Raw genomic sequence first — 23,570 nt, 5'->3', positions numbered from 1 at the left:
TTTACAGTCGCGTCCTCACTTCCCACAGTTCGGGGAACAGCACCACGCCCAGCACACCGCGCAGGTAGCCCGCGCCGCTGGTGCCGCCGGAACCCGCTTTAAAGCCAATCGTGCGCTCCACGGTGGTCAGGTGGTTAAAGCGCCAGCGCCGGAAGTTGTCCTCCACGTCCAGCAACTTCTCGGCCAGCTCGTACAGGTCCCAGTACGTCTGCGGATCGCGGTAGACGGTCAGCCAGGAGTCCAGCACGGTCTCATTCAACACGGGCGGCAGGGTGAGGTCCCGCTGAAGCACCTCGTCCGGCACCGGCAGCCCGCGTTCGGCCAGCAGCCGCAGGGCCAGATCGTAGACGCTGGGGGCGTTCAACACAGCTTCGAGCGGGCCGTGCAGGTCCGGGCGGTGTTCGTGCGGGCGCAGCAGCACGGCGCGGCGGTTGCCCAGCAGGAATTCCACCGTGCGGTAGCTGGCCGACTGGAAGCCCGACGCCTGCCCGAAGGCATGCCGGAATTGCAGATAATCGGCGGGTGTCATGGTCTTCAGGACTTCCCAGGCGTTGGTCAGTTGCTCCTGGGCGCGCACCACGCGGGTCAGCATCTTCAGCGGCGCGTCGGTGATGCCGCCTTCCAGCAGGCGCATAGCCGCCCCGAGTTCGCGCACGATCAGTTCCAGCCACACTTCCGAGACGTGGTGAACGGTGATGAACAGGTGTTCGTCGTGTGCTTCCGTGATCGGCTGGTGGGCGGCCTTGAGCGTGTCCAGTCGAAGGTAATCGCCGTAGCTGAGGCTCTGGGTGAAGTCGGTGTAGGCGCGTTCCGGGGCATCCTGGGCGGGGGCGTTCCGATCGGTCATGTCCTCTCGCCCTCCTCCAACACCTCATTTTCTAGGACACGCTTGATGCCCTGCACGGCCCGCCACACGTCCGCGTGCGAGTGGTACAGCGGCGTGAAGCCGAAGCGCAGGATGTCCGGCGTACGGTAGTCGCCCAGGATGCCGCTCTCGATCAGCTTTTGCATCACTTCCCGCGCCTGCGGATGCCTGTAGGAGACCTGACTGCCGCGCTCGTCATGGTTTCGCGGCGTGACCAGCGTCAGCGGATACTGGGCCGTCAACGGCTCCATCAGGTCGATAAACGTGTCGGTCAGCGAGAGCGATTTGGCCCGCAACACGTTCATGTCCACATCCGCAAATACGTCCAGAGCAGCGTCCAGCGCGCTCAGGCTGAGGACCGTGGGCGTGCCCACCACGTAGCGCCGTGCGCCGGGGGCGGGGGTGAAATCGCGGGCCATCTCGAAGGGGTCGGCGTGGCCCATCCAGCCGCTCAGGAAGGCGCGGGCCGAATCCTGATGCCGCCCAGCCACAAACAGAAAACTGGGTGCGCCGGGACCGCCGTTGAGAAATTTGTAGCCGCAGCCCACCGCGAAGTCTGCGCCCACACCGTTCAGATCCACGGGAAACGCCCCGGCGGAATGCGCCAGATCCCACACCGTCAGGATGCCGTGGCGGTGCGCTTTTGCCGTCAGGCCCGCCATGTCCAGCCTGTGGCCCGTGCGGTAATCTACCTCGGTCAGCAGGGTCAGGGCGACGTCACCCGTCAGGTTGGCTTCCAGTTCGGCAGACGGCACGGGCCGCAACTCGTACTTCTCGCCCAGCAGCGCGTTCAAGCCCTGCGCCATGTACAGGTCCGTGGGGAAATTATCGGCGTCGGTCAGGATCACGCGGCGTTCGGGCGGGGCCATATGGAGCGCGGCGGCCAGCAGCTTGAAGATGTTGACGCTGGTGCTGTCGCCCACCGCGACTTCATGCGGCTGCGCGCCGATCAGGGGGGCGATCTTGGCCGCCACGCGGTCCGGCAGGTTCATCCAGTCCTGAGCCGCCTCCGCGTTGGCAGTCCACGAGCGGATGAGCTGGCCGCCCCATTCCTCCTCGGCCACGCGGGCCAGGCGGGCAGGAACGGTCAGCGGCAACGCGCCCAGGCTGTTGCCGTCCAGATAGACCACGCCCTCCGGCAACTTGAATTCGGCGCGTTTGTGGGCCAGCGGATCGCGGGCGTCCTTTTCCTGCAACTGGCTCAGGGTGGAATCAGCGAACAGGCGGTCAAATACGGTCATGGCTATACCTCTGGGGAAGAAACGAGAAGCTGGCCCCGATGTGGGGGCATGGACAGGCAAGCGCCTCAACCCCGCAGCGGGCGACCCAGTCGGGCACACCACCACGCCCGCAGCGCGTGGGCGATGGCGTTCGCCCCGGCGCGGGTTTCGTGGTGCGGGCCAGCGGTTGACATGATCTGGAGTATAGAGCGGCGGCTCAATCGCGCCCGGCCCACAGTCCCGCACCGATCAGCCCGGCGTCCGCGCCCAGTTCGGCGTGAACGACTTCGGGTTGATAGCGCGGTGGAAACTGACCCAGGCTCCCCCGCACCCGGTCCAGATATCCGGCCCGCAGGCCCACGCTGCCGCCCAGCGCCACACGCGTGACGCCCAGCAACGCAGCGATGTCGGCAATTTTCCAGGCGATCAGGGCGGCGGAGCGGCGGTAACTCGCGTCGGCTTCACCATCCCCAGCTTCGGCGGCATCGGCCAGGGCGCGGGCGTCGGTCAGTCCCAGAGCCAGCGCCTGAGCGCCCAGGGCCGTCCCGCTCGTCTCGAATTCCAGCGGTCCCAGTTCCCCCAGCGGCGACACTTCCGCCCCCCGTTTCCACACCGCAGGCACGCTGACGAAGCCCAGTTCAGCGTCCAGGCCATTGCCCGCCAGATGCAGCCGCCCGCCCAGCACCAGCCCCGCACCCACGCCTGTGCTGACAGTGATGAACATGAATTCGCCCGTGCCCCGGCCAGCCCCCGCCGCGTATTCGCCCCAGGCAGCGGCGCGGGCGTCGTTCAGGGCGGCGCAGGGCAGATTCAGTCCGGCCCCGATCTGCCCCTCAAGCGGGATGTCGGTCCAGCCGGGAAAGGTATGGACAGCCGTGGCGGTCACGCGCCCGGCGGCCACCGCACCCGCGCACGCCACCCCCACGGCGGCGGCGTCCGGGGCAAGCGGGCCGGCCAGTTCCAGCGCCGCTGCGATCACAGCGTCTGGCGTGCTGGGCTTGGGCGTGCGCACCTCGGCGCGGCGGATAATCTGCCCGGCTTCCATCAGCGCGGCCCGCATGGACGTGCCGCCGATGTCGAGGGCCAGGAGGGGTGCAGGAGTGGACATGTAGGAATTACAGCACGGCGGGGCGCAGACCTTTCTGTGGCGGACCTCAGCGGGCCAGAGTTCAGAGGGTCAGGGCCAGACTGGGCACGCGCGGCGGGGCGCAACTGCCGCGCACGATCAGGCGGCCCGGAAAGACCGCGTGCTGGGGCGTGGTTGTGCTGCTCGCGTCAAATCCGCCCTCCAGGGCACGCAGCACCGCGTGGGCTGCCGCCTCGGCCATCGCCTCGACGGGCTGCTCGATCACGGTGATGGGCGGGTCCACCAGCGCAGTCCAGGGGTAGTTGTCGAAGGTCAGCAGCGACAGGTCACCCGGCAGGCACAGGCCACGCTCGCGGATGGCCCGGAACGCGCCGATGGCCTGGGTGCCAGTCAGGGCGATCAGGGCGGTAGGCGGCGTGGGCAGCGCCAGCAGCTCGTGGGTCAGGTCGTAGGCGGTGTCCTCGGTCAGCAGGACCACACGCCCGTATTCGGGCGGCACGTTCAGACCCCGGTCCCGCATGGCCTGCGGAAAGGTGCGCGAGCGGTCTTCCGGGTGAACCTCGGGATCATAGGTGCCCAGCGCGGCAATCCGGGTGTGGCCCAGCCCGTGCAGGTAGGCCACCGCCTCCCGCATGCAGCCGGCGTGGTCCAGCACCACGCTGGGAAAGTCCGAGCCATCCGGCGCGTAATCGAATTCCAGAATGAACAGCCCCCGGTCACGCAGGCGCTCCAGGTACTCGCGGCTTTCCTCACCGTAGCCGGGGCGCAGCATGATGGCCGCCACCCGCTGACCGTACAGCCGGCGTAGTTCAGGGAGTTCCAGGTGGGCGCTGTACTCGTTCTCGCTGACGATCAGGGTGTAATCGGCGGCCTTGAGGTGCCGGGCGGCGGCGCGGGCAAACTGCGCGAAGAACGGCTCGACGATGCTGGCCACCACCAGTCCCACCGTGCGGCTCTGGCCGCCGCGCAGGCTGCCCGCACGCACATCGGGTTCGTAGTGCAGTTCCTCGATGGCCGCCTGCACCCGCGCCAGCGTTTCGGCGGTGAGCTTGTCGGGGTCGCGTAGGGCACGTTTGGCCGTTGTGGGCGACACTCCGGCCAGCCGCGCGACATCCTGGATCGTTGACACGCCCGATATTGTAAGCGGTTCAGGCCCAGGACATGTCCCTTTGCGACTGCCATATCACGGGATGGTCTCCTGTCCACCGCTGTACGAGCCGATTGCTCTCCTGTTATCTGCCTCTACAGGTGACAGTCTGGAGCGAGTCCAGAATTGAGGCATTTGACGAATGGGAAAATCTGTGGTTAAGTAATGGACACGAGACCATTCATCATCTGACCGGGGACCGCTCCGGCCTGCCCCGAACGCGCCGTCATGGACCGCTATGATCTGCCGTTCACTTGTTCGCCGCAACAGTTTTTGCGGCGATGTGGAGGAATACCCATGAAACGACTGTTGATGCTCAGCCTTGCCCTGACTGCCACCGCGCAGGCCGCCACCACCATTACCATCGCCACCGTGAACAACCCGGACATGGTCACCATGCAGAAGCTGTCGGGCGAGTTCACCAAGAAGTACCCCGATATCACCACCAAATGGGTGGTTCTGCCCGAGAACGAACTGCGCCAGAAGGTCACGCTGGATGTGGCGAGCGGTGCAGGCAGCTTCGACGTCGCCACGGTGGGGGCCTACGAAGTGCCGATCTGGGCCAAGAACGGCTGGCTCGATCCCCTGACCCCAATGTTTGCCAAGAACGCCGACATCGCCAAGAGCTACAACCTCGACGACGTGATTCCAGGGGTCCGCGCGGCCCTCACGGTCAACAAGAACCTGTACGCGGTTCCGTTCTACGCCGAGAGCAGCATGACGTACTACAACAAGGACCTGTTCAAGGCCGCTGGCCTGACCATGCCGCAGAACCCCACTTGGAGCCAGATTCAGGGCTTCGCCGCCAAGGTTCACAATCCCAGCAAGGGCGTCTACGGCATCTGCCTGCGCGGGCTGCCGGGCTGGGGCGAGAACATGGCCGTGTTCAGCACCGTCATGAACACCTTCGGCGGACGCTGGTACGACAACGACTGGAAGGCGCAACTTGACTCCCCAGCCTGGAAGAACGCCATGACCTTCTACGTGGACACCATCAAGAAGTACGGCCCTCCCGGCGCAACCGGCAACGGCTTCACCGAGAACCTGACCCTGATGAGCCAGGGCAAATGCGGCATGTGGGTGGACGCCACCGTGGCCGCCGGACTGCTGAGCGATCCCAGCGCCTCCAAGGTCACCAAGTCGATTGGCTTTGCCAACGCGCCCACCGGCCCCGGCACCCCCAAGGGCAACCACTGGTACTGGAGCTGGAACCTGGCCATTCCCAAGAGCACCAAGAAGGAAGACGCCGCCTTCAAGTTCATCACCTGGGCCACCAGCCAGGAGTACATCGCCCTGGTCGCCAAGGAGAAGGGCACCTGGGCCGCCGTGCCCCCCGGCACCCGCACCAGCACCTACAGCAACCCCAACTACAAGAAGGCCGCTGGAGCCTTCAGCGGACTGGTTCAGAGCGCCATCAACAGCGCTGATGTCAACAACGCCACCAAGGACCCCGTTCCCTACGCGGGCATCCAGTACGTCGCAATCCCGCAGTTCCAGGCGCTAGGCACCCAGGTCGGTCAGTTCCTGGCCGGGGCGATCAGCGGCCAGACCACCGTGGATCAGGCGCTGAAGCAGGCGCAGGACGCCGCCAACAAGGTTGCCAAGGAAGGCGGCTACCAGAAATAAACCCCGGCGCTTCTGATTCAGGTTGAGGAGGAGGCTGGGCCACGTTGCCCGGCTCCTCCTTATCTTTTGCGAGAACGACCCACCCGACGCGTTCCGTCTGCTGCCACCGTGCTTTCTGTTGCCATAAGGGGGACCCCATGACCACCGCCGTCCGTCCAACCACCACCACGGCCAGTCCGCCCGCCCCCAAACGCGGCTTCAAGCTGACCCCCGCCGCGCTGATCTGGCCCGCCATGCTGTACCTGATCCTGACCACCCAGGTGCCGTTTTTCATGACGATCTACTACTCGTTTTTCAACTACAACCTGGTTATTCCCGACAACCGGCCCTTTATCGGTTTCGGCAACTACGCCACGCTGCTGACCAACCCGCAGAACCTGCAAGTCGTGCTGAACACCGTCATTCTGGCGGGCGGTACGTTGATCCTGACCCTGTTCATCGGCGGCGCGATGGCCATGCTGCTCAACCGCAACTTTCCGGGGCGAGGGCTGCTGCGAACCCTGATGATCAGCTCGTTTCTGGTCATGCCCATCGTCACGGCGGTGGTCTGGAAGAACATGCTGCTCAACCCGGTGTTCGGCTTCTTCTCGTGGGTGGTGGCCTCGCTGGGCGGACAGCCGGTGGACTGGCTGGCGCAGTTTCCGATGGCCAGCGTGATCGCCATGATCACCTGGGAATGGACCCCCTTTGCCATGCTGATCCTGCTGACCGGCCTGCAAAGCCTGCCCGACGATCAACTGGAAGCCGCCCGCCTGGACGGGGCCAGCCCCTTGCAGGAGTTCCAGCACATCGTAATGCCGCACTGGACCCAGGCCATTCAGGTGGTGGTGCTGATGGAGACCATCGCGCTGCTCCAGGTCTACGGCGAAATTTACGGCTCGACCTCCGGGGGGCCGGGACTGGCCACCACCAATTTGCCGTACTTCATCTACCAGAAAGCCTTTGCCGAGTACAACATCGGTCTGGCCAGCGCGGCAGGCGTGATCACCGTGATCCTCACCAACATCCTGGCGGTCTACCTGCTGCGGATGATCAACCGCACCAACCAGTCCAACAAGGGAGGATGAGATGACGACCATACCCAGTAGCTCCATGCCGGTCAAACGCGACAAGAACCGGATCAAGGTCCGCAACACCGTGCTGACCGTCATCACTTACCTGATCGCCATCGCCTTCCTGTTTCCCCTGGTGTGGATGTTCCTGGCTGCCTTCAAGACCGAGGCCGAGGCCTTTGCCAGCCCGCCCGTCTTTGCCTTCACGCCGATCCTGGAGAACTTCAAGGCGGCGCTCCCCAGTTACTTTCCGGCGCTGAAGAACAGCCTGATCGCCGCCATCGGCAGCACGCTGCTGGCCTTTGTGCTGGGGTTGCCCGCCGCCTTTGCGCTGGCGGTGTATCCCACCACCCGCGCGCAGGGCACGCTGACCTGGATGCTGTCCACCAAGATGATGCCCGCCGTGGGCGTGATCGTGCCGCTGTTCCTGCTGTTCCGCAACCTGCACCTGCTGGACACCCTGCCGGGACTGATCCTGATGTACACCACCATGAACCTGCCGCTGGTGGTCTGGATGATGCACAGCTACATGACCGAGATTCCGTTCGCCATCTACGAGGCCGCCAAGGTGGACGGCGCGTCGGTGGCGCAGGAATTCTTCGGGATCGCGCTGCCGCTGTCCACGCCGGGCATGGCCGCCACCGCGCTGCTGGCGGTGATCTTCGCATGGAACGAGGTCTTCTTTGCGGTGAACCTGACCAGTTCGGACGCCGCGCCGCTGAGCGTCTTCATCAGTTCGTTCAAGACCAGCATGGGCCTGTTCTGGGCGCAGATGAGCGCCGCCGCCGCGCTGACCGTGCTGCCGGTGCTGATCTTCGGCTGGGTGGCCCAGCGCCAACTGGTGCGTGGCCTGAGCTTCGGCGCAGTTAAATAGCAGTTAAATAAAGGAGTGAAGTAAGCCTGCTACACGCCCCTTTCCCCAATGGAGAATTGAGATGATGCCCCTGCGTCCCAACCCACAACTGACCCCACCCGAAACCGTTCAGGCGACTCTGGCCGAGCTGCTGGTGCGGGCGCGGGCCATGATCGTTCCCGGCGAGCGGCGCATTCTGGGCATCGTGGGCGCACCGGGGGCGGGCAAATCCACCCTCTGCACGGCGCTGGCTGAAGCTCTGGGAGATGCGGCGGCGCTGGTGGGCATGGACGGCTTTCATCTGGCGAATGCAGAACTGGAGCGGCTGGGCCGACGGGACCGCAAGGGCGCACCCGACACCTTCGATGCGGGCGGCTACGCGGCGCTGCTTGAACGGCTGCGCGCCGAGAAAGACCAGACGGTGTACGCCCCCACCTTTGACCGCCACCTCGAAGAATCCATCGGCAGCGCTATTGCTGTTCCCGCAGGCACACCCCTGATCCTCACCGAGGGCAACTACCTGTTGCTTGAAGATGGGGAGTGGGACCGGGTCAGACCTGCGCTGGATGCAGTCTGGTTTCTGGACCTGCCCGAAACCGTGCGCCTCTCGCGTCTGGTTGCGCGTCACGTCGCTTTCGGCAAAGCTTCTGACGAGGCAGCAAGCTGGGTGGATTCGGTAGACGGGCCGAACGCCGCCCTCATCCATTCCACCCGCGCCCGCGCCGATCTGATCGTGCAATTCGTCGAATGAAATCAATTCTCTTTCCCGGTCTCGAACCCCTCTTGGAGCGTCATCCATGACCCAGCTCAACCTCAACAACCTCAATCAGCTCGGCCCCGGCGTCGCTGTTCCTGAGTACGATCCGCGCACCCTCCGCACTGGCATCGTGCATTTCGGCGTCGGCGGCTTCCACCGCTCGCACGAGGCGATGTATCTGGACCGGGTGTTGAATGCCGGAGATCATACCGAGTGGGCGATCTGCGGCGTGGGCGTGCTGCCCGGCGACGCGAAAATGCGGGACGTGCTGGCCGCGCAGGACCACCTCTATACCCTGGTCACCAAATCCCCGGCGGGCGACGTGGATACGCGGGTGATCGGCTCGATCCATGACTTTCTGTTCGCCCCGGACGATCCCGAAAAGGTGATCGAGAAACTGGCCGATCCCGCCACCCGCATCGTCTCGCTGACCGTCACTGAGGGCGGTTACAGCCTGAACAACGCGACGGGCGAGTTCGATCCCACGGGTGTGGACATCGCCCACGATCTGCAAGCAGGCGCAGTGCCCAGAACGGTGTTCGGTCTGATTACCGAGGGCCTGCGCCGCCGCCACGAACGTGGAATTCCGCCCTTCACCGTGATGTCCTGCGACAATATCCAGGGCAACGGCCACGTGACCCAGAAGGTCCTGAGTGCCTTCGCACGCCTCAAGAACGCCGATCTGGGCGATTGGATTGCCCGCGATGTCGCCTTTCCCAATTCGATGGTGGACCGCATCACCCCCATGACCACGGACCGGGACCGGAAGGAACTGTCCGCGCAGTCGGGCATCGAGGACGGCTGGCCGGTGGTGGGCGAGAGCTTTACCCAGTGGGTTCTGGAAGATCATTTCACGCTGGGACGGCCCCCGCTGGAAACGGTGGGCGTGCAGGTGGTTCATGACGTGGAACCCTATGAGCTGATGAAGCTGCGGCTGCTGAACGCCGCGCATCAGGCGATGGGCTACCTGGGGTTGCTGGCCGGGTACACCTACGCGCACGAGGTCTGTCGCCAGCCCATGTTCGTGGATTTCCTGCTGGGCTACATGGCCCGCGAGGGTGCGCCGACGCTCAAGCCTGTGCCCGGCATGGACCTGAATGCCTACCAGCACCAGTTGATCGAGCGCTTTGCCAGCACGGCCATTCAGGACACGCTGGCCCGCCTGATTTTCGACGGCTCCGAGCGCATTCCTAAATTCCTGCTGCCAGTGGTGCGCGATCAATTAGTGGGGAGCGGCGAGATCAGCCACGCTGCGCTGGTGGTGGCGTCGTGGGCGGCGTATCTGGAGGCGGTGGAAGCGGGCGGTCCCGTGCCGCCACTCCAGGATCAGCGCGGTCCAGCGCTGCTTGAGGCCGTGCGCCGCGAGGCCACGCAGCCCGGCGCGTTCCTGCAACTCAGGGAACTGTTCGGCGATCTGGGAGATGATGCGCGCTTCAAAGCAGCCTATCTGGCAGCCCGCGAAAGCCTGCGGGAGCTTGGCCCTATCGGCGCAATCGAGGCGCTGTTGCAAGCGTCCCGCCCGGACGACATGTCGCCGTCGCCTGCTGGACACCGTTCCTGACCGACACGCTTTCCGCTCCCCTCTCTCACAGCCAATCCAAACCGAGGCACATATATGACTTCCATTGACCATCCCCCCATCAGCCCCGAAACGCAGACTTCCCGCACCAGCGTGCTGCACGGCATCCGCGATCTGAAATGGGAAACGCGCGAGGTGCCCGCCCCCGGCCCACGCGAGGTGCGCGTGCGCGTGAGACGTATCGGCGTGTGCGGTAGCGACGTGCATTACTACACCCACGGGCGTATCGGCTCCTTCGTGGTGGAGGCCCCGCTGGTGCTGGGCCACGAGGTCATGGGCGTGGTGGAGGCGCTGGGCGCGGGCGTGACGGGTTTACAGGTGGGGGACCGGGTGGCGCTTGAGCCGGGCTACCCGTGCCGCCGCTGCGTGTACTGCAAGCGCGGCGAGTACAACCTTTGCCCGCACATGACTTTTATGGCCACGCCCCCGGTCAATGGCGCGCTGGGCGAGTATGTGATCTGGCCCGACGACTTCGCCTTCAAGCTGCCCGACAGCATCAGTGACGACGCGGGCGCGCTTCTGGAACCGCTGGCGGTGGGCATCTGGGCCGCCCGCAAAGGCAGCGTGGTGCCGGGGGACAGCGTGGCGGTGTTCGGCGCGGGTCCGATTGGCTGCACCACCATTCAGGCGGCCAAAGCGGCGGGAGCCACCACCATCATCGCCGTCGATCTGGAGGACTTCCGGCTTGAACTGGCGCGCAAGGTGGGGGCCACGCACACCATCAACGCCCGCAATGAAGATGTGCTGGCCGTGATCCGCGAGCTGACAAAAGGCGATCTGCCCCTGTCTCACGCGGGGGTGGATGTGTCCTTCGAGACGGCGGGCAGCCTGCCCACCACGCGCATGACACTGGCCGCGCCGCGCCCCGGTGGCCGGGCGGTGCTGGTGGGTCTGCCGCCAGATCCCGAGGTCAGCCTGGATATCGTGTCGGCGGCCAGCCGCGAGGTCACGCTGCGCGGGGTATTCCGCTACGCCAACTGCTACCCGGCGGCCATCGCACTGGTGGCCAGCGGCGCAATCGATCTGGACGCACTGGTCACGCACCGGTACACCTTCGATCAGACCCCTGAAGCCTTCGAGTTCGCAGACCACGAGAAAAAGGCCAGCATGAAAGTGATGATCGACGTGAGCTGAGCGTCCGTTTCCGTGGGGGAGGTGGGGCCGCTCAGCGTGGCCGCGCCTCCCTTCGACATTTCATGGACAGGAGGTTGCAGGCATAAAAATGTGCCGTGCTGGACGTTCATTTTGGAAATGGAACGGACTCCTACTCAAGACAATCCGAGCGGGAGGGAGAGCGTCCTATATGCGGGCTATACCAGTCATGCGTGCTGTTCCGATTTCTGCCACGTTACGAATGGAATCCGTTTCATACGGACTCCGAATAAAAAGCGCAGACTGGAGCATCGCTAAATTCTATTCAGCCATCATTTTTCGCCACAGTGCCGCCGACAACTCGATCACCTCACCCAGCACATCCTGTTCCACTGGTGTCCTCTATACGGTAATTAAGCGGAATCCGTATCATTCGCTCGACTGCTCTCATTCGCCGCACCAGGGAAGAGTGCCTGACCTGCTGCCTATTTCGGAGTCATCCCCTCCTTGCTGTGGCATCGGAATCAGCGCACCGAAAAAATCCGACTCGGTGGCACTTCGCCCGCTGCTCAGCGGAGCCGACTATGCTGGAGAGAAAGGCGCGTCGTGTTCCGCTTCATACATCAACTGGACGCGTCAAGGAGTCTCCATGACCTCAGCAACCCAACTTCAAGACCGAGATGTCGTCATCGTATCCGCCGTGCGCACGCCCATCGGGGCCATTCGCGGCGCACTGTCCACCGTCCGCCCCGACGATCTGGCCGCCCAGATCATCAAAGCTGCCGTGGAAAGAAGCGGTGTTCCGCCCGAGTTGATCGAGGAAGTGATCCTGGGCTGCGCCAATCAGGCGGGCGAGGACAACCGCAACGTGGCGCGCATGGCCGCCCTGCTCGCGGGTCTTCCCGATACGGTGGCAGGGCTGACGGTCAACCGCCTGTGTGCTTCGGGTCTGGCGGCCATCAACACGGCGGCCCGCGCCATCCGCAACGGGGACGGCGACGTGTACGTGGCTGGCGGTGTGGAAAGCATGACCCGCGCGCCGCTGGTGATGCCCAAGGGGGCTGGCGCGTTCCAGAACGGCAACGTGACGGTCTACGACAGCACGCTGGGCTGGCGGTTCCCGAATCCCGCGATGGCCGAACTGTTTCCGTTGGAAGCAATGGGCGACACTGCCGAGAACATCGTGGAACGCAGCCAGGGCGGCGCGTATGCAGGCGGCGAGATCACCCGCGCCGATCAGGACGCCTTCGCGCTGGAGTCGCAGCAGAAAGCCGTGGCGGCGCTGAATGCCGGACGCTTCAGGGACGAGATCGTGCCAGTAGAGGTCAAGGGCCGCAAGGGCGTGACCGTGTTCGATACCGACGAACATCCCCGCTACACGCGCGAGGGTGACACCTTCACGCTGGAGACCTCGCCCGAGAAACTTGCGGGCCTGAAACCTGCTTTCCGCAAGGGTGGCAGCGTCACGGCGGGCAACGCCTCGGGCCTGAACGACGGTGCAGCGGCGCTGGTGCTGATGAGCGCGGGCAAGGCACGGGAACTGGGCATTGTACCGCTGGCCCGCTGGGTGGGCGGCGCGGCGGCGGGTGTGGAGCCTCGCGTGATGGGTCTGGGACCGATTCCAGCCACGCGCAAAGTGCTGGAACGCACCGGAATCCAGCAGGAGGACCTGGACCTGATCGAACTCAACGAGGCCTTCGCCGCGCAGGGCCTGGCCGTGATCCGTGAGCTGGGACTGGACCCCGCAAAGGTCAACGTCAACGGCGGCGCGATTGCGCTGGGCCATCCGCTGGGCATGTCTGGGGCGAGGCTGATTGTGGCGCTGACCCATGAACTGCGGCGCAGGGAGGCCCGCTATGGTCTGGCCACCCTGTGCGTGGGTGTCGGTCAGGGAGAAGCGGCCATCATCGAGCGGCTCCAGGGATGAAGGCCGTCCCCATTATTTCCGCCGAGGAAGCCGCCGCAATGGTGAAATCTGGCGACACGTTGCTGGTGGGCGGGTTCGGCATGACCGGCAACCCGGTGCATCTGGTTCATGCGTTGGCCGAAACCCAGACCTGTGACCTGACCTTTATCGGCAACAACGTGGGTGAGGCGGGATTGAGCGGGGGCCGCCTGCTGCGGAACGGGCAGTTGAAAAAGGCCATCGGCTCGTTCTTCACCAGCAACCGGGAGGCGGTGGCGGCGGCGCAGGACGGCTCGCTGGAGGTGCAACTGATTCCGCAGGGCACGCTGGCCGAGGCGCTACGGGCAGGCGGGGCGGGCATCGGCGGCTTCTACACGCCCACCGCTGCTGGAACGGTGATCGCCGGAGACGCGGACGTGCGCGTATTAGATGGCAAGGAGATGGTGTTCGTCCCAGCTCTATGCGGCGATGTGGCCCTGATCCGCGCCTGGCGGGCCGATAGAGCGGGCAACCTGCAATACCGCCTGACCGAGCAGAACTTCAACCCGGCGATGGCAACGGCGGCCCATCTGGTGATCGTGGAGGCCGAGGAGATCGTGGACGTGGGCGAGATTGCCCCCGAACACGTCCACACCCCTGGCCTGTATGTGGACTATCTGGTGCAGGCCACCCTGACCCTGGTGGACCTGGGCAGCAGTGCGGACGTCAGGGGCGGGGCCAAACGTGTAGACGAGGCCCGAATGAACATGGCCCGCCGCGCCTTGCAGGAGTTGCGGTCCGGCGACGTGGTGAATCTGGGCATCGGGATTCCCACGCTGGTGGCCGATCTGATCACGCCGGAGATGAACATCAACCTGCACACCGAGAACGGCATGCTGGGTGTCGGCCCTGCGCCGGAAGGCGGGGGCGCGATGGAGTATCCGGTCAATGCGGGCAAGATTCCGGTCACGGCGCTGCCGGGCGCGAGCTACTTCGATTCTGCCGCGTCGTTTGGCATGATCCGGGGCGGGCATGTGGACGTGGCGGTGATGGGCGGGTTGCAGGTGGACGTGACAGGCAATCTGGCAAACTGGGCCGTGCCGGGCAAACCGCTGCTGGGCGTGGGCGGCGCGATGGATCTGGCCAGTGGCGCGCGGCGGCTGATCGTGACCATGATCCATACGGACCCGGACGGCACACCCAAGATCGTGGAGAGTTGCACGCTGCCGCTGACCTCGCGCGGCGCGGTGGATCTGGTCATCACCGACAAAGCGGTGTTTGAGCTTGCGGACGGACAGCTCGTTCTGACTGAACTGATGCCGGGCGCGACACTTGAAGAAGTGCGGAACTCGACTGGCGCAGCATTTGTGGAGCGGCTGGCCTGACGGATTTGAATTGCTCGTCACGTGACGAGCAACTTGTGCCAACTCGAATTTGCCCCGGTCATGGGACAGCTTTCCGCTCTGTTCCCAGGCTCACAGGAGTCTCTTTCGGGGCGATGATGCGATAAGCTGAGGCTTAATGAAGACACTCACGCTGTTTAACCACGCTGGTGGGGTCATGAAATCCAGCCTGACCCGCGACGTGGGTTTCACGCTGGCGCAGGCCGGACAGCGGGTGCTGCTGGTGGACCTCGATCCGCAGGCCAATCTGACCGACTGGCTGGGCGTCAGCGGAGTGACGCGCGAGCAGACCGTGTACAACACGGCCTCGCGCGGTGATCCCTTGCCCCCACCCGCCGAGGTCCACGGCCTGCATCTGATTCCCAGCGACGTTTCTCTGGCGCTGGCCGAGGGACAGATGATGGGCGTGGTGGGCGCGCATCTGCACCTGCGTCAGGCGCTGCTGGACGTGGCGGACCGCTACGACGTGGTGCTGATCGACAGCCCGCCCAGTCTGGGGCAGCTCTCGATTCTGGGTGCACTGGCTGCCGATCACCTGATCGTGCCGGTGCCGACGCGCCAGAAGGGGATGAACGCGCTGGCCGGACTGTCCGAGGCGATGGCCACCTACCGCAAGCTGCGCCCGGACCTGACGGTGGCGCTGTACGTGCCCACCCTCTACGACTCCCGGCGCTCGCATGACCGGGAGGCTTATGCGGCCTTGCAGGGCCTGCTTTCCCCTCTTGCCAGCCCGATTGCAGACCGGGGGGCGGTGTGGAACGACAGCTCCAGCGCGGGGCAGCCGGTGGGCGTGTATGCGCCGGGTTCGCCAGTTCACCGCGACGTGCTGACGGTCACGGCGGAAATCGCGCGGGCAGTAGGTCTTACGGTCCAGATTCCCGGAGTCGGGGCATGACCCGCAAGACCCGTCCAGTCATCGGGGCGCGGCTGAGCGGTCTGGTGGAGGGTATGGATTCCCTGAGCCAGCCTGCCGCCACCACGCTGCCGCTGACCCGCTTGCAGCCCGGCCAGTTTCAGCCCCGCAGTTATTTTGATCCTGCCAGCCTGGACGAGCTGACGCGCAGCGTGAAGGAGCAGGGTGTTCTCCAGCCCTTGCTGGTCCGGCCCCTGGGCGGGGGAAATTTCGAGATCGTGGCGGGCGAGCGGCGCTGGCGGGCGGCGCAGCAGGCGGGCCTGAGCGAGGTGCCGGTGCTGATCCGTACCCTCGGCGACACCGAGGCGCGCATGGCTGCCGCCGTGGAGAACCTGCAACGCGAGAACCTGAACGTGATCGAGGAGGTGCGCGCCCGCTTGCAAGTGGCCGCCGCCACCCTGGACGTGCCAGAAACAGAGGCTGTGGCCCGCATGTTTGCGCTGGACCGTCACCCGGAGTCGGAACCGGAACTGGTAGCACGGCTGGATACCGCTTTTGGCGCACTCGGCGGCGAAACCTGGCGCAGCTTCATCCGCAACCGCGCCGCCGTCCTGAATCTTTCAGATGATGTTCAGGACGCCGTGCGAGCGGGTCTCGACTACCGCAAGGCACTGATCATCGGACGGGTGGAACAGGCCGAAGAGCGGGCCGAATTGATTGCCCAGGCCCAGGCAGGGGCCACCGTTCAGCAACTGCGTGATGCAGTCAGCCCGAAGGTGGTGGCGGGTGGCCACTGGAAATCGCTGGCCCGCCGTCTGGGCGACCCAAAAACTTTGGGACGGCTTGACGTCAGGAAGCGGGAGCGGGCTGAGAAGCTGTTGCGTCAGCTTGAAGCCCTGCTGACCGACTCCGACTGAAACTATCCCTCCCCTATACCGTTTCGGCCCCAAAGGCCAGATACAGCCGTGCCAGTAGCGCCGGGTCACCCATTCGCCCGCCCAGCACTTCCTCGGCGCGGCGCAGGCGGTAACGTAGGGTGTTAACGTGAATCTCCAGCGCGAGGGCCAGTTCGGCCAGCGTTCCCCGGTGTGCGAGGTAAGCCCGCAGGGTGTCGGCGGTGCGTCCACCGTCCCTCAGTGTGTCCAGTTGCGCGTTCACCTGCGCGGCCAGCACGTTCAGACTGCCATCCGAGATCAGGCTATGAAGGGCGTCCATCTCGTGAAACACAGTGTAGGCCCGCGTTCGCTGCGTGGCCGACAGCGCTTGCCGGGCCTGCGCAAGTGCCGTCTGGATGCCCGCAATCATTTCACGCGTGCCTCCTGCCTGCCGCCCGCTGATCCCCAGCCTCACGGCCAGCGCTGTGGAGGAGGTCAGTGACAGGTGCAGTTCGCGCGCCTCGCGGGAGAGGTCAAGGGTGGTCCACAGCCACACCGCCATTCCCCCCTGGCCTCCTGCGCGCACCGTGGAATGGCCCACCAGACGGCGTTCGCTGAAATAGCCCTCTCCCACCGCAGCCAGCAGGTCCAGCGCCTGATCCTCTCGTGGTGTGCCGGGCGGCAGGGTGGCCACGGCCAGCGCGAAGGCTTCCGGCCCCAGCCCGTCTGAGCCGCTGGCCTCCTGCCCGGAGAGCAGCGCGTCCAGCATCCTCTCCCCCACCCGCCGCCGCGCCGCCCCCGCCGCTGCCGAACGTAAGCGGGCCAATAGGGCGTATTCAGCCAGCACGGGAATCAGAACCTGCCACGGGGCGGGGAGGGCGATGGTCAGTGTCCCGACGTGGCGTTCGTGGTGGTCCAGGCGTGTGGTTTCCGTCGGTCCGGTGGCCCGGCCTGCCGAGGCAACCGTGTCCCCCCAACTGGCCCGGATCTCTGCGAAGCCTCCAGTCCAGTTGACCGTCAGTTCCACCAGTTCACGCTCGGGCTGGGGCGACATGGCCGCGCCGCGCAGCGCACCCAGCAGGGTGGACAGGCCAGGACTCTGAAGCGCCGCAAAAGCCAGTGTGGCCTGTGCCGCCGCCTCTACCTCTACAGCAGTTGTCATAAAAAGACCATTTTTATGACCGAGCGAAGTGAGAGGCTTTCGCCGAGTAGGACGGACTTGCAAAGCTGCGAAGCAGAGAATGGAGTCGCCGGAAGTCTCTTTTTCCGGTGACGTAATTCGGAGAACTGCTCTGAACGCGGCAGATTGGAAAGAAGACGAACGGCCCCCTCCATTGTTGCGAAGGCTGCCCCGTCATCTGCGCCGGTTTCCACTGCGCCAGCCTCCAAGCCAAGGCAGAGGCGCACTTTACTGAGGGTTGACATTTGTCTGAAGATACAGGAACTGGCTCCAAAATCCACACTTTCTCTAACTCTCAGGCCAGCAGGGGTTCTATGCTGGATCCGAACCCATTTGCCGCCCCCTCTCCCCGGAGACCACATGAAATACGCCCGCTTTATCGCTGGAGGCCGCACCCTGAACGGCCACCTGCACGACGGAAACTTAATCGACGCTGCTGGCGTCGCCCACACGCCTGACGACGTTCAGTTTCTGCTGCCCGTGGACCCACCCAAGGTCATTGCCCTGGCGCTGAACTACAACGATCACGCCGGAGAACTGGGACTGAGTCAGCCCACGGAACCCGCGCTGTTCTGGAAACCGAACACCACCCTCCTCCCCCACCGGGGCAGCGTGATCTACCCGCGAGGCGCGGAATTCATGCACTACGAGGTGGAACTGGGCGTGATTATTGGCCGCGACGCCCGGCGCGTGAAGGCGAAAGACGCAATGGATTACGTAGGCGGCTACACCATCGGCAACGATCTGGTGGTGCGCGATTACGTGACCAACACCTTCCGCCCCCCCATGCGCGGCAAGGGCTGGGACACCTTCGGGCCGCTGGGGCCGTATTACGTGACCGCCGATGAAATTGCCGATCCGCACGATCTGAGGCTGACTGCCCATGTCAACGGCGAACTGCGGCAGGAAGGGTCCACCCGCGACATGATCTTTTCCATTCCCGAGCTGATTGAACATATCTCGCGCTTCATGACCCTGCAAAAGGACGACGTGATCCTGACGGGTACGCCCAAAGGCATCAGCCATGTGCGCCCCGGCGACGTGATGACCCTGGAAGTGGAGGGGCTGGGAACGCTGGTGAATGACATCGTCGAGGAAGACGAGGGTGCGGAGCCGATTCAGGGCAAGGAGAGCAAGGAAGGCGAGTGGGACGGACGATGATGCCTCCCAAGGAGTGGATATGACCCAGACTGCACCCCCCCAAACGGTACCCTCCCAAATGGCACAGCCGAACCATGACCTCGCCGCGAAGCTCCGGGACAGCCGACTGAGCCAGGGCTTAAAGCATTTCATCGGCGGCCAGTGGACCGATTCGCACGGCGGCGAGACGTTTGAGACGCATTCGCCCGTGGACAATTCGGTACTGACGACGGTTGCCAGTGGCGACGCCACCGACATTGACCTTGCCGCCCATGCTGCCCACGACGCCTTTCAGATATGGCGCGAGGTCAGTGGGCAGGAACGTAAGAAGATTCTGCATAAAGTGGCCGATCTGATTGAGGCACGGGCGCAGGAAATCGCCGTGCTGGAAAGCATTGACACTGGGCAGGCCATCCGCTTCATGAAGTCGGCGGCGGCGCGCGGCGCGGACAATTTCCGCTTCTTCGCGGACCGTGCGCCCAGTGCGGCAGACGGCCAGAGCCTGCCTGCGCCCGGCTTCATCAACTACACGCTGCGCCAGCCGATTGGCCCCGTCGGCGTGATCACCCCGTGGAACACGCCGTTTATGCTGTCCACCTGGAAGATTGCCCCGGCGCTGGCCGCCGGTTGCACGGTGGTCCACAAGCCCGCCGAGTGGAGTCCAGTCACCGCCACGCTGCTGGCCGAGATCATGGACGAGGCGGGGCTACCGAAAGGCGTGCATAATCTCGTCCACGGCTTCGGCGAGAGCGCGGGCAAGGCGCTGACTGAGCATCCGCTGATCAAGGCGGTGGCCTTCGTTGGCGAGACCACCACGGGCAGCCACATCATGCGGCAGGGAGCCGACACCCTCAAGCGTGTGCATTTTGAGCTGGGCGGCAAGAATCCGGTGGTGGTCTTTGACGACGCCGATCTGGAAAAGGCGCTGGACGCCGTGGTCTTCATGATCTACAGCCTGAACGGCGAACGCTGCACGAGCAGCAGCCGCGTGCTGATTCAGGATGGGATTTACGACGACTTCACTGCCCGTATCGCCGAGCGCGCGAAGAACATCCGCGTGGGCGATCCACTCGATCCAGAAACCGAAGTTGGCCCGCTCGTCCACCCACGCCACTTTGAAAAGGTGATGGGGTACTTTGACCAGGCCAAAGCGGACGGTGCGACGATTGCCGCCGGGGGCGAGCGCGTCGGGCAGGAGGGCAACTTCGTCTCCCCCACCCTGTTCACCGCCGCCCGCAATGACATGAAAATCGCGCAGGAGGAAATCTTTGGCCCGGTGCTGACCGCCATTCCCTTCACCGATGAAGCGGACGCACTGGCCCTCGCCAACGACGTGCAATACGGGCTGGCCGGCTACCTGTGGACCAACGACCTGACCCGCGCCCACCGTTTCGCACAGGGACTGGAAGCAGGCATGATCTGGGTCAATTCTGAGAACGTGCGGCACCTGCCCACACCGTTTGGCGGCGTCAAGAACAGCGGCATCGGGCGCGATGGCGGCGATTACAGCTTCGAGTTCTACATGGAAACCAAGAACATCGCCATCTCGCTGGGAACGCACAAGACGGCGCGGCTGGGGGTGGGGAAACCTCAGCCGCAGCGGGATGGGGTGGATGAAAGGTTGGCGGAATGACCGCTGGTCGCCTCCTCCTGACCGGAGCTGCCGGAGAAGTTGGCACGGCCCTGCGCCAGCACCTGCGGGAATACCTGGGCGACGCCTTCCCTATCTTGCGCCTGACCGATAACCGCGATCTGGGCCAGGCAACGGGCAGAGAAGAAATCGTCCACGCCGATCTGACCAATTTTGCAGAGGTCCGGGCCGCGATGGAGGGTGTGGACGCCGTGATTCATCTGGGAGGCATCGCCGACGAACATACCTATGAGGCCATTCGGGACGTGAATCTGGACGGCACCTATCACGTTCTGGAAGCGGCGCGGCAGGCGAGTGTGGGGCGCGTGGCCTTTGCTTCCAGCATTCATACCGTCGGCTTCTACCCACGCGCAGAAACTATTTCCCCCACTGTTCCCGTGCGCCCAGACACCTTCTACGGCGTCAGCAAGGTCTACGGCGAGGCACTGGGTCGCATGTACTGGGAACGCTACGGCATTGAATTTGTGGGCGTCCGCATCTGCTCATTCCAGCCGGAGCCGAAAGATGCCCGCCACCTGTCCACCTGGCTTTCCCCACGCAACGCCGCACAACTGTTTGCCCGCGCTGTCACCACTCCGGATGTGGATTACCTGATCGTGGCGGGCATCAGCGGCAACACCCGCCGCTGGATGTCCCCGGAAGGCTGGGACGTGCTGGGCTACGCGCCGCAGGACGACGCCGAAGCCTACACCGCCGAGGTTGAGCACCTGCACGGTGATCCCGACAACATCACTGAGCAGCGGCAGGGTGGGATTTTCGTGGACTCGGAGTACACCGGCCTCGCCGGGAAGGAGAACTAACTATGCCTGCCATCACCGGAACTCAATTCCTATCCCGCCTCCAGAAGAACCCGCCCACCCTCTACATTGACGGCGAGCGCATCACCGATCCCACCACGCATCCCTCCACCCGCAACATGTGCCAGTCGCTGGCGGGGCTGTACGACCTGCAACACCAGCCTGACTTGCGGGACGCCCTGACCTACGAGGACGGCGGCGAACGTCACGCCATCAGCTTCATGGTGCCGCGCAGCAAGGACGACCTGCGGCGCATCGGCGAGGCGCACCGCATCCGCGCCAATTACTCGCTGGGTTTTCTGGGCCGCGCGCCGGACTATATGAATGCCAACGTGATGGCAGCAGGCATGGGCGCGGACTATTTCGGTCAGTGCGACGCCAGCCGCCCCGGCAGCGAGGACCGCGACTTCGCCGCCAACATGCGCCGCTATTACGAGCATGTGCGCGACAACGATCTGTGCCTGACGCACGCCCTGACCAATCCGCAGGTCAACCGCGCCAAGCAGGCGTCCGAGATGCCTGACCCCTATATCGCGCTGGGCGTGGTGGAGGAAACCGATGAGGGCGTGATCGTGCGCGGCGCACGCATGATGGCGACGCTGCCGATTGCCGACGAGATTCTGGTCTTTCCCTCCACCGTGCTGAAGGAAAACGCCGACAAGAGCCGCTACGCGATGGGCTTCGGCATTCCCACCAACACGCCGGGCCTGAGCTTCCAGTGCCGCGAACCCATTGACGTGGGCCGTGACCCGGAGGACCACCCGTTAGCCAGCCGTTTTGACGAGCAGGACGCCTTCGTGATCTTTGACGACGTGCTGGTGCCGTGGGAGCGCGTGTTCCTGCTGTACGACACCGAACTGGCGAACAAGGCATATGCCGGAACTGACGCCGTGCTGCACATGGCCTATCAGGTGGTCAGCCTGAAGATTGCCAAGACCGAGGCGTTTCTGGGCACCGCGCAGAGCATCGTGGACGCCATCGGCAGCGGGCAATTTCAGCACGTCCAGAGCAAGGTGGCCGAAATCATCGTGATGCTGGAGATAATGAAGGGGCTGGAAGCGGCGGCGCGCGAGGGAGCCACGCTCAACCCATACGGCGTGATGACCCCGGCGCGTGGCCCGCTGGACGCTGCCCGCAACTACTACCCCGCCAACCATGCCCGCCTGCCGGAGCTGCTGCAACTGCTGGGCGCATCGGGAATCATCATGATGCCCAGCAAGGCAGACCGGGAAGGCCCGCTGGGGCCACAGATCGCCAAGTACCTGCAAGCGGGCCGGGCCACCGCTGAGGAACGTCTCAAGCTGTTCCGCCTCGCGTGGGACATGTCCATGAGTAGCTTTGCCGGGCGGCAGACCCTCTACGAGCGCTACTTCTTCGGCGATCCGGTGCGGATGCACTCGGCGCTGTACGAGGTTTTTGACAAGCAGCCGTATGTGGAACGCATCCACGCCTTTTTAGAGCGCGAGGACAAACGCGAACCGGTGGCGGCAGATGACTGAACACGCCATTCAGCCCAACCTGATTCGCATCGCCCACGCCGTCTTCACGGTCAAGAGCCTGGAAGCCAGCCGCGAGTTCTACGTTGATCTGCTGGGCATGAACATCCTGCACGAGGAGCCAGGGGCGCTGTACCTGCGCGGCGTGGAGGACCGTGAGTGGACGCTCAAGCTGGAGGAGAAAGGCACGTCCACCGTGCGTCACCTCGCCTACCGCGTGAACGGCGAGGCCGATCTGGACGCGCTGGTGGCCCTGGCTGAGCGCGAGGGTCTCCCCCACCGCTGGGAGGAGGAGTTGGACCGCCCGCGCCTGCTGCGGATGCAGGACTCCTTCGACATTCCAGTTGCCTTCTACCATGTCAGCCAGAAGTATCCGTGGCTCTTGCAGGACTTTCACCTGCACCGGGGGCCGGGCCTGCAACGTGTCGATCACGTCAATGTGATGGTGCCGGACGTGGAAAAAACCATGCGCTGGTACATGGATACGCTTGGATTCAGATTGTCCGAGTACACCGTAGACGAACAGGAACGCTACTGGGCGGCCTGGATTCAGCGGCGCGGCGGTGTGCATGATCTGGCCCTCACCAACGGCCCTGGTCCCCGCCTGCACCACTGGGCCTACTGGATGCCGGACGCCATGTCCATCCTGCGAACCTGCGACATCTTGGCCGGGGCGCGGCAGCCGGAACGCATCGAGCGTGGGCCTGGGCGACACGGCGTCTCCAATGCGTTTTTCCTGTACATCCGTGACCCGGACGGCCACCGCATCGAACTGTATACCTCCGATTACATTACCGTCGATCCCGACTTCGAGCCGATCCGCTGGCTGCGCGACGATCCCCGGCGGCAGACGCTGTGGGGGGCCAGAACGCCGCGCAGTTGGTTTGAGGAAGCCTCGGAGATGGAAGCCTTTGACGGAGGGACCGTGCAGCCAGTCGCTGGAGAATTGACGGGCATTCCGGTGCATGTGATCTGACCTTGAAAAAACGCGAGGGCCGATCCTGTTCGGCTC

The 23,570-nt window shown here is 64.6% G+C and carries 21 protein-coding genes; 15 read left to right on the top strand and 6 right to left on the bottom strand.

Annotation, left to right across the window (positions count from 1 at the left end):
- Position 1: 1 nt before the first annotated feature.
- The 4 genes from BOO71_RS22525 to BOO71_RS22510 all read right to left on the bottom strand — a co-directional run bounded on the left by BOO71_RS22525 (position 2) and on the right by BOO71_RS22510 (position 4,301).
- On the bottom strand, positions 2 to 847 hold the full coding sequence (locus BOO71_RS22525; protein WP_075836302.1) for a tryptophan 2,3-dioxygenase: 846 nt from the start codon (positions 845 to 847) through the stop codon (positions 2 to 4).
- Entirely contained in the window at positions 844 to 2,106 is a 1,263-nt protein-coding gene (kynU, locus tag BOO71_RS22520) for a kynureninase (RefSeq protein WP_075836300.1), read from the bottom strand. The genes BOO71_RS22525 and kynU overlap by 4 nt, the downstream gene beginning before the upstream one ends.
- Before the next feature lie 196 nt (positions 2,107 to 2,302).
- Positions 2,303 to 3,193: an ROK family protein gene (locus tag BOO71_RS22515; RefSeq protein ID WP_075836298.1), complete on the bottom strand. Its 891-nt coding sequence runs from the start codon at positions 3,191 to 3,193 to the stop codon at positions 2,303 to 2,305.
- A gap of 61 nt (positions 3,194 to 3,254) precedes the next feature.
- Complete coding sequence (locus tag BOO71_RS22510) at positions 3,255 to 4,301, bottom strand: LacI family DNA-binding transcriptional regulator (protein ID WP_075836296.1); 1,047 nt, start codon at positions 4,299 to 4,301, stop codon at positions 3,255 to 3,257.
- A 315-nt stretch (positions 4,302 to 4,616) separates the two neighbouring features.
- Between BOO71_RS22510 and BOO71_RS22505 the strand changes: the two genes are divergently transcribed.
- The 10 genes from BOO71_RS22505 (at position 4,617) to BOO71_RS22460 (ending at position 16,336) form a co-directional block, all read left to right on the top strand.
- On the top strand, positions 4,617 to 5,945 hold the full coding sequence (locus BOO71_RS22505; RefSeq protein WP_075836294.1) for an ABC transporter substrate-binding protein: 1,329 nt from the start codon (positions 4,617 to 4,619) through the stop codon (positions 5,943 to 5,945).
- Positions 5,946 to 6,082: 137 nt separating this feature from the next.
- Positions 6,083 to 7,012, top strand: coding sequence for a carbohydrate ABC transporter permease (locus BOO71_RS22500; protein ID WP_075836292.1), 930 nt, complete (start codon positions 6,083 to 6,085; stop codon positions 7,010 to 7,012).
- Position 7,013: 1 nt separating this feature from the next.
- Positions 7,014 to 7,871, top strand: a complete 858-nt coding sequence (locus tag BOO71_RS22495; RefSeq protein ID WP_083653744.1) for a carbohydrate ABC transporter permease — start codon at positions 7,014 to 7,016, stop codon at positions 7,869 to 7,871.
- Positions 7,872 to 7,932: 61 nt separating this feature from the next.
- Positions 7,933 to 8,601, top strand: a complete 669-nt coding sequence (locus BOO71_RS22490) for a nucleoside/nucleotide kinase family protein (RefSeq protein WP_217694932.1) — start codon at positions 7,933 to 7,935, stop codon at positions 8,599 to 8,601.
- 46 nt (positions 8,602 to 8,647) lie between these two features.
- Entirely contained in the window at positions 8,648 to 10,168 is a 1,521-nt protein-coding gene (locus BOO71_RS22485; protein WP_075836288.1) for a mannitol dehydrogenase family protein, read from the top strand.
- Positions 10,169 to 10,222: 54 nt separating this feature from the next.
- Positions 10,223 to 11,320, top strand: coding sequence for an NAD(P)-dependent alcohol dehydrogenase (locus BOO71_RS22480; protein ID WP_075836286.1), 1,098 nt, complete (start codon positions 10,223 to 10,225; stop codon positions 11,318 to 11,320).
- Between the two features lie 607 nt (positions 11,321 to 11,927).
- Entirely contained in the window at positions 11,928 to 13,205 is a 1,278-nt protein-coding gene (locus BOO71_RS22475) for a thiolase family protein (RefSeq protein WP_075836284.1), read from the top strand.
- The gene (locus BOO71_RS22470) at positions 13,202 to 14,548 is read left to right on the top strand and encodes a 3-oxoacid CoA-transferase (RefSeq protein WP_075836282.1); all 1,347 of its coding nucleotides are present in this window, start codon (positions 13,202 to 13,204) and stop codon (positions 14,546 to 14,548) included. The genes BOO71_RS22475 and BOO71_RS22470 overlap by 4 nt, the downstream gene beginning before the upstream one ends.
- A 136-nt stretch (positions 14,549 to 14,684) precedes the next feature.
- Complete coding sequence (locus BOO71_RS22465) at positions 14,685 to 15,461, top strand: ParA family protein (RefSeq protein ID WP_075836280.1); 777 nt, start codon at positions 14,685 to 14,687, stop codon at positions 15,459 to 15,461.
- Complete coding sequence (locus BOO71_RS22460) at positions 15,458 to 16,336, top strand: ParB/RepB/Spo0J family partition protein (RefSeq protein WP_075836278.1); 879 nt, start codon at positions 15,458 to 15,460, stop codon at positions 16,334 to 16,336. The genes BOO71_RS22465 and BOO71_RS22460 overlap by 4 nt, the downstream gene beginning before the upstream one ends.
- A gap of 13 nt (positions 16,337 to 16,349) precedes the next feature.
- Here BOO71_RS22460 and BOO71_RS22455 read toward each other — a convergent pair whose 3' ends face one another.
- On the bottom strand, positions 16,350 to 17,456 hold the full coding sequence (locus BOO71_RS22455; RefSeq protein WP_075836276.1) for a PucR family transcriptional regulator: 1,107 nt from the start codon (positions 17,454 to 17,456) through the stop codon (positions 16,350 to 16,352).
- On the bottom strand, positions 17,453 to 17,719 hold the full coding sequence (locus BOO71_RS28075) for a hypothetical protein (protein ID WP_175607510.1): 267 nt from the start codon (positions 17,717 to 17,719) through the stop codon (positions 17,453 to 17,455). The genes BOO71_RS22455 and BOO71_RS28075 overlap by 4 nt, the downstream gene beginning before the upstream one ends.
- A gap of 115 nt (positions 17,720 to 17,834) precedes the next feature.
- Here BOO71_RS28075 and BOO71_RS22450 point away from each other — a divergent pair, with 115 nt between their 5' ends.
- The 5 genes from BOO71_RS22450 to hpaD are packed head-to-tail and all read left to right on the top strand — an operon-like array spanning position 17,835 to position 23,534.
- Positions 17,835 to 18,635 carry a fumarylacetoacetate hydrolase family protein gene (locus BOO71_RS22450; RefSeq protein WP_075836274.1) on the top strand — a complete coding sequence of 267 codons (801 nt, stop codon included), beginning with the start codon at positions 17,835 to 17,837 and terminating at the stop codon, positions 18,633 to 18,635.
- 58 nt (positions 18,636 to 18,693) lie between these two features.
- The gene (gene hpaE, locus BOO71_RS22445; protein WP_254843269.1) at positions 18,694 to 20,247 is read left to right on the top strand and encodes a 5-carboxymethyl-2-hydroxymuconate semialdehyde dehydrogenase; all 1,554 of its coding nucleotides are present in this window, start codon (positions 18,694 to 18,696) and stop codon (positions 20,245 to 20,247) included.
- Complete coding sequence (locus tag BOO71_RS22440) at positions 20,244 to 21,065, top strand: NAD-dependent epimerase/dehydratase family protein (RefSeq protein WP_075836270.1); 822 nt, start codon at positions 20,244 to 20,246, stop codon at positions 21,063 to 21,065. Before hpaE ends, BOO71_RS22440 begins: the two co-directional genes overlap by 4 nt.
- Positions 21,066 to 21,067: 2 nt before the next feature.
- Positions 21,068 to 22,561, top strand: a complete 1,494-nt coding sequence (hpaB, locus tag BOO71_RS22435) for a 4-hydroxyphenylacetate 3-monooxygenase, oxygenase component (RefSeq protein ID WP_075836268.1) — start codon at positions 21,068 to 21,070, stop codon at positions 22,559 to 22,561.
- Positions 22,554 to 23,534, top strand: a complete 981-nt coding sequence (gene hpaD, locus BOO71_RS22430) for a 3,4-dihydroxyphenylacetate 2,3-dioxygenase (RefSeq protein ID WP_075836266.1) — start codon at positions 22,554 to 22,556, stop codon at positions 23,532 to 23,534. The genes hpaB and hpaD overlap by 8 nt, the downstream gene beginning before the upstream one ends.
- Positions 23,535 to 23,570: the final 36 nt, after the last annotated feature.

Source organism: Deinococcus marmoris (genome assembly GCF_001949125.1).
GTDB classification, from domain to species: Bacteria; Deinococcota; Deinococci; order Deinococcales; family Deinococcaceae; genus Deinococcus; species Deinococcus marmoris_A.
The sequence above is the reverse complement of the archived record's forward strand: the minus strand, read 5'-3'. Positions and strand labels throughout refer to the sequence as shown.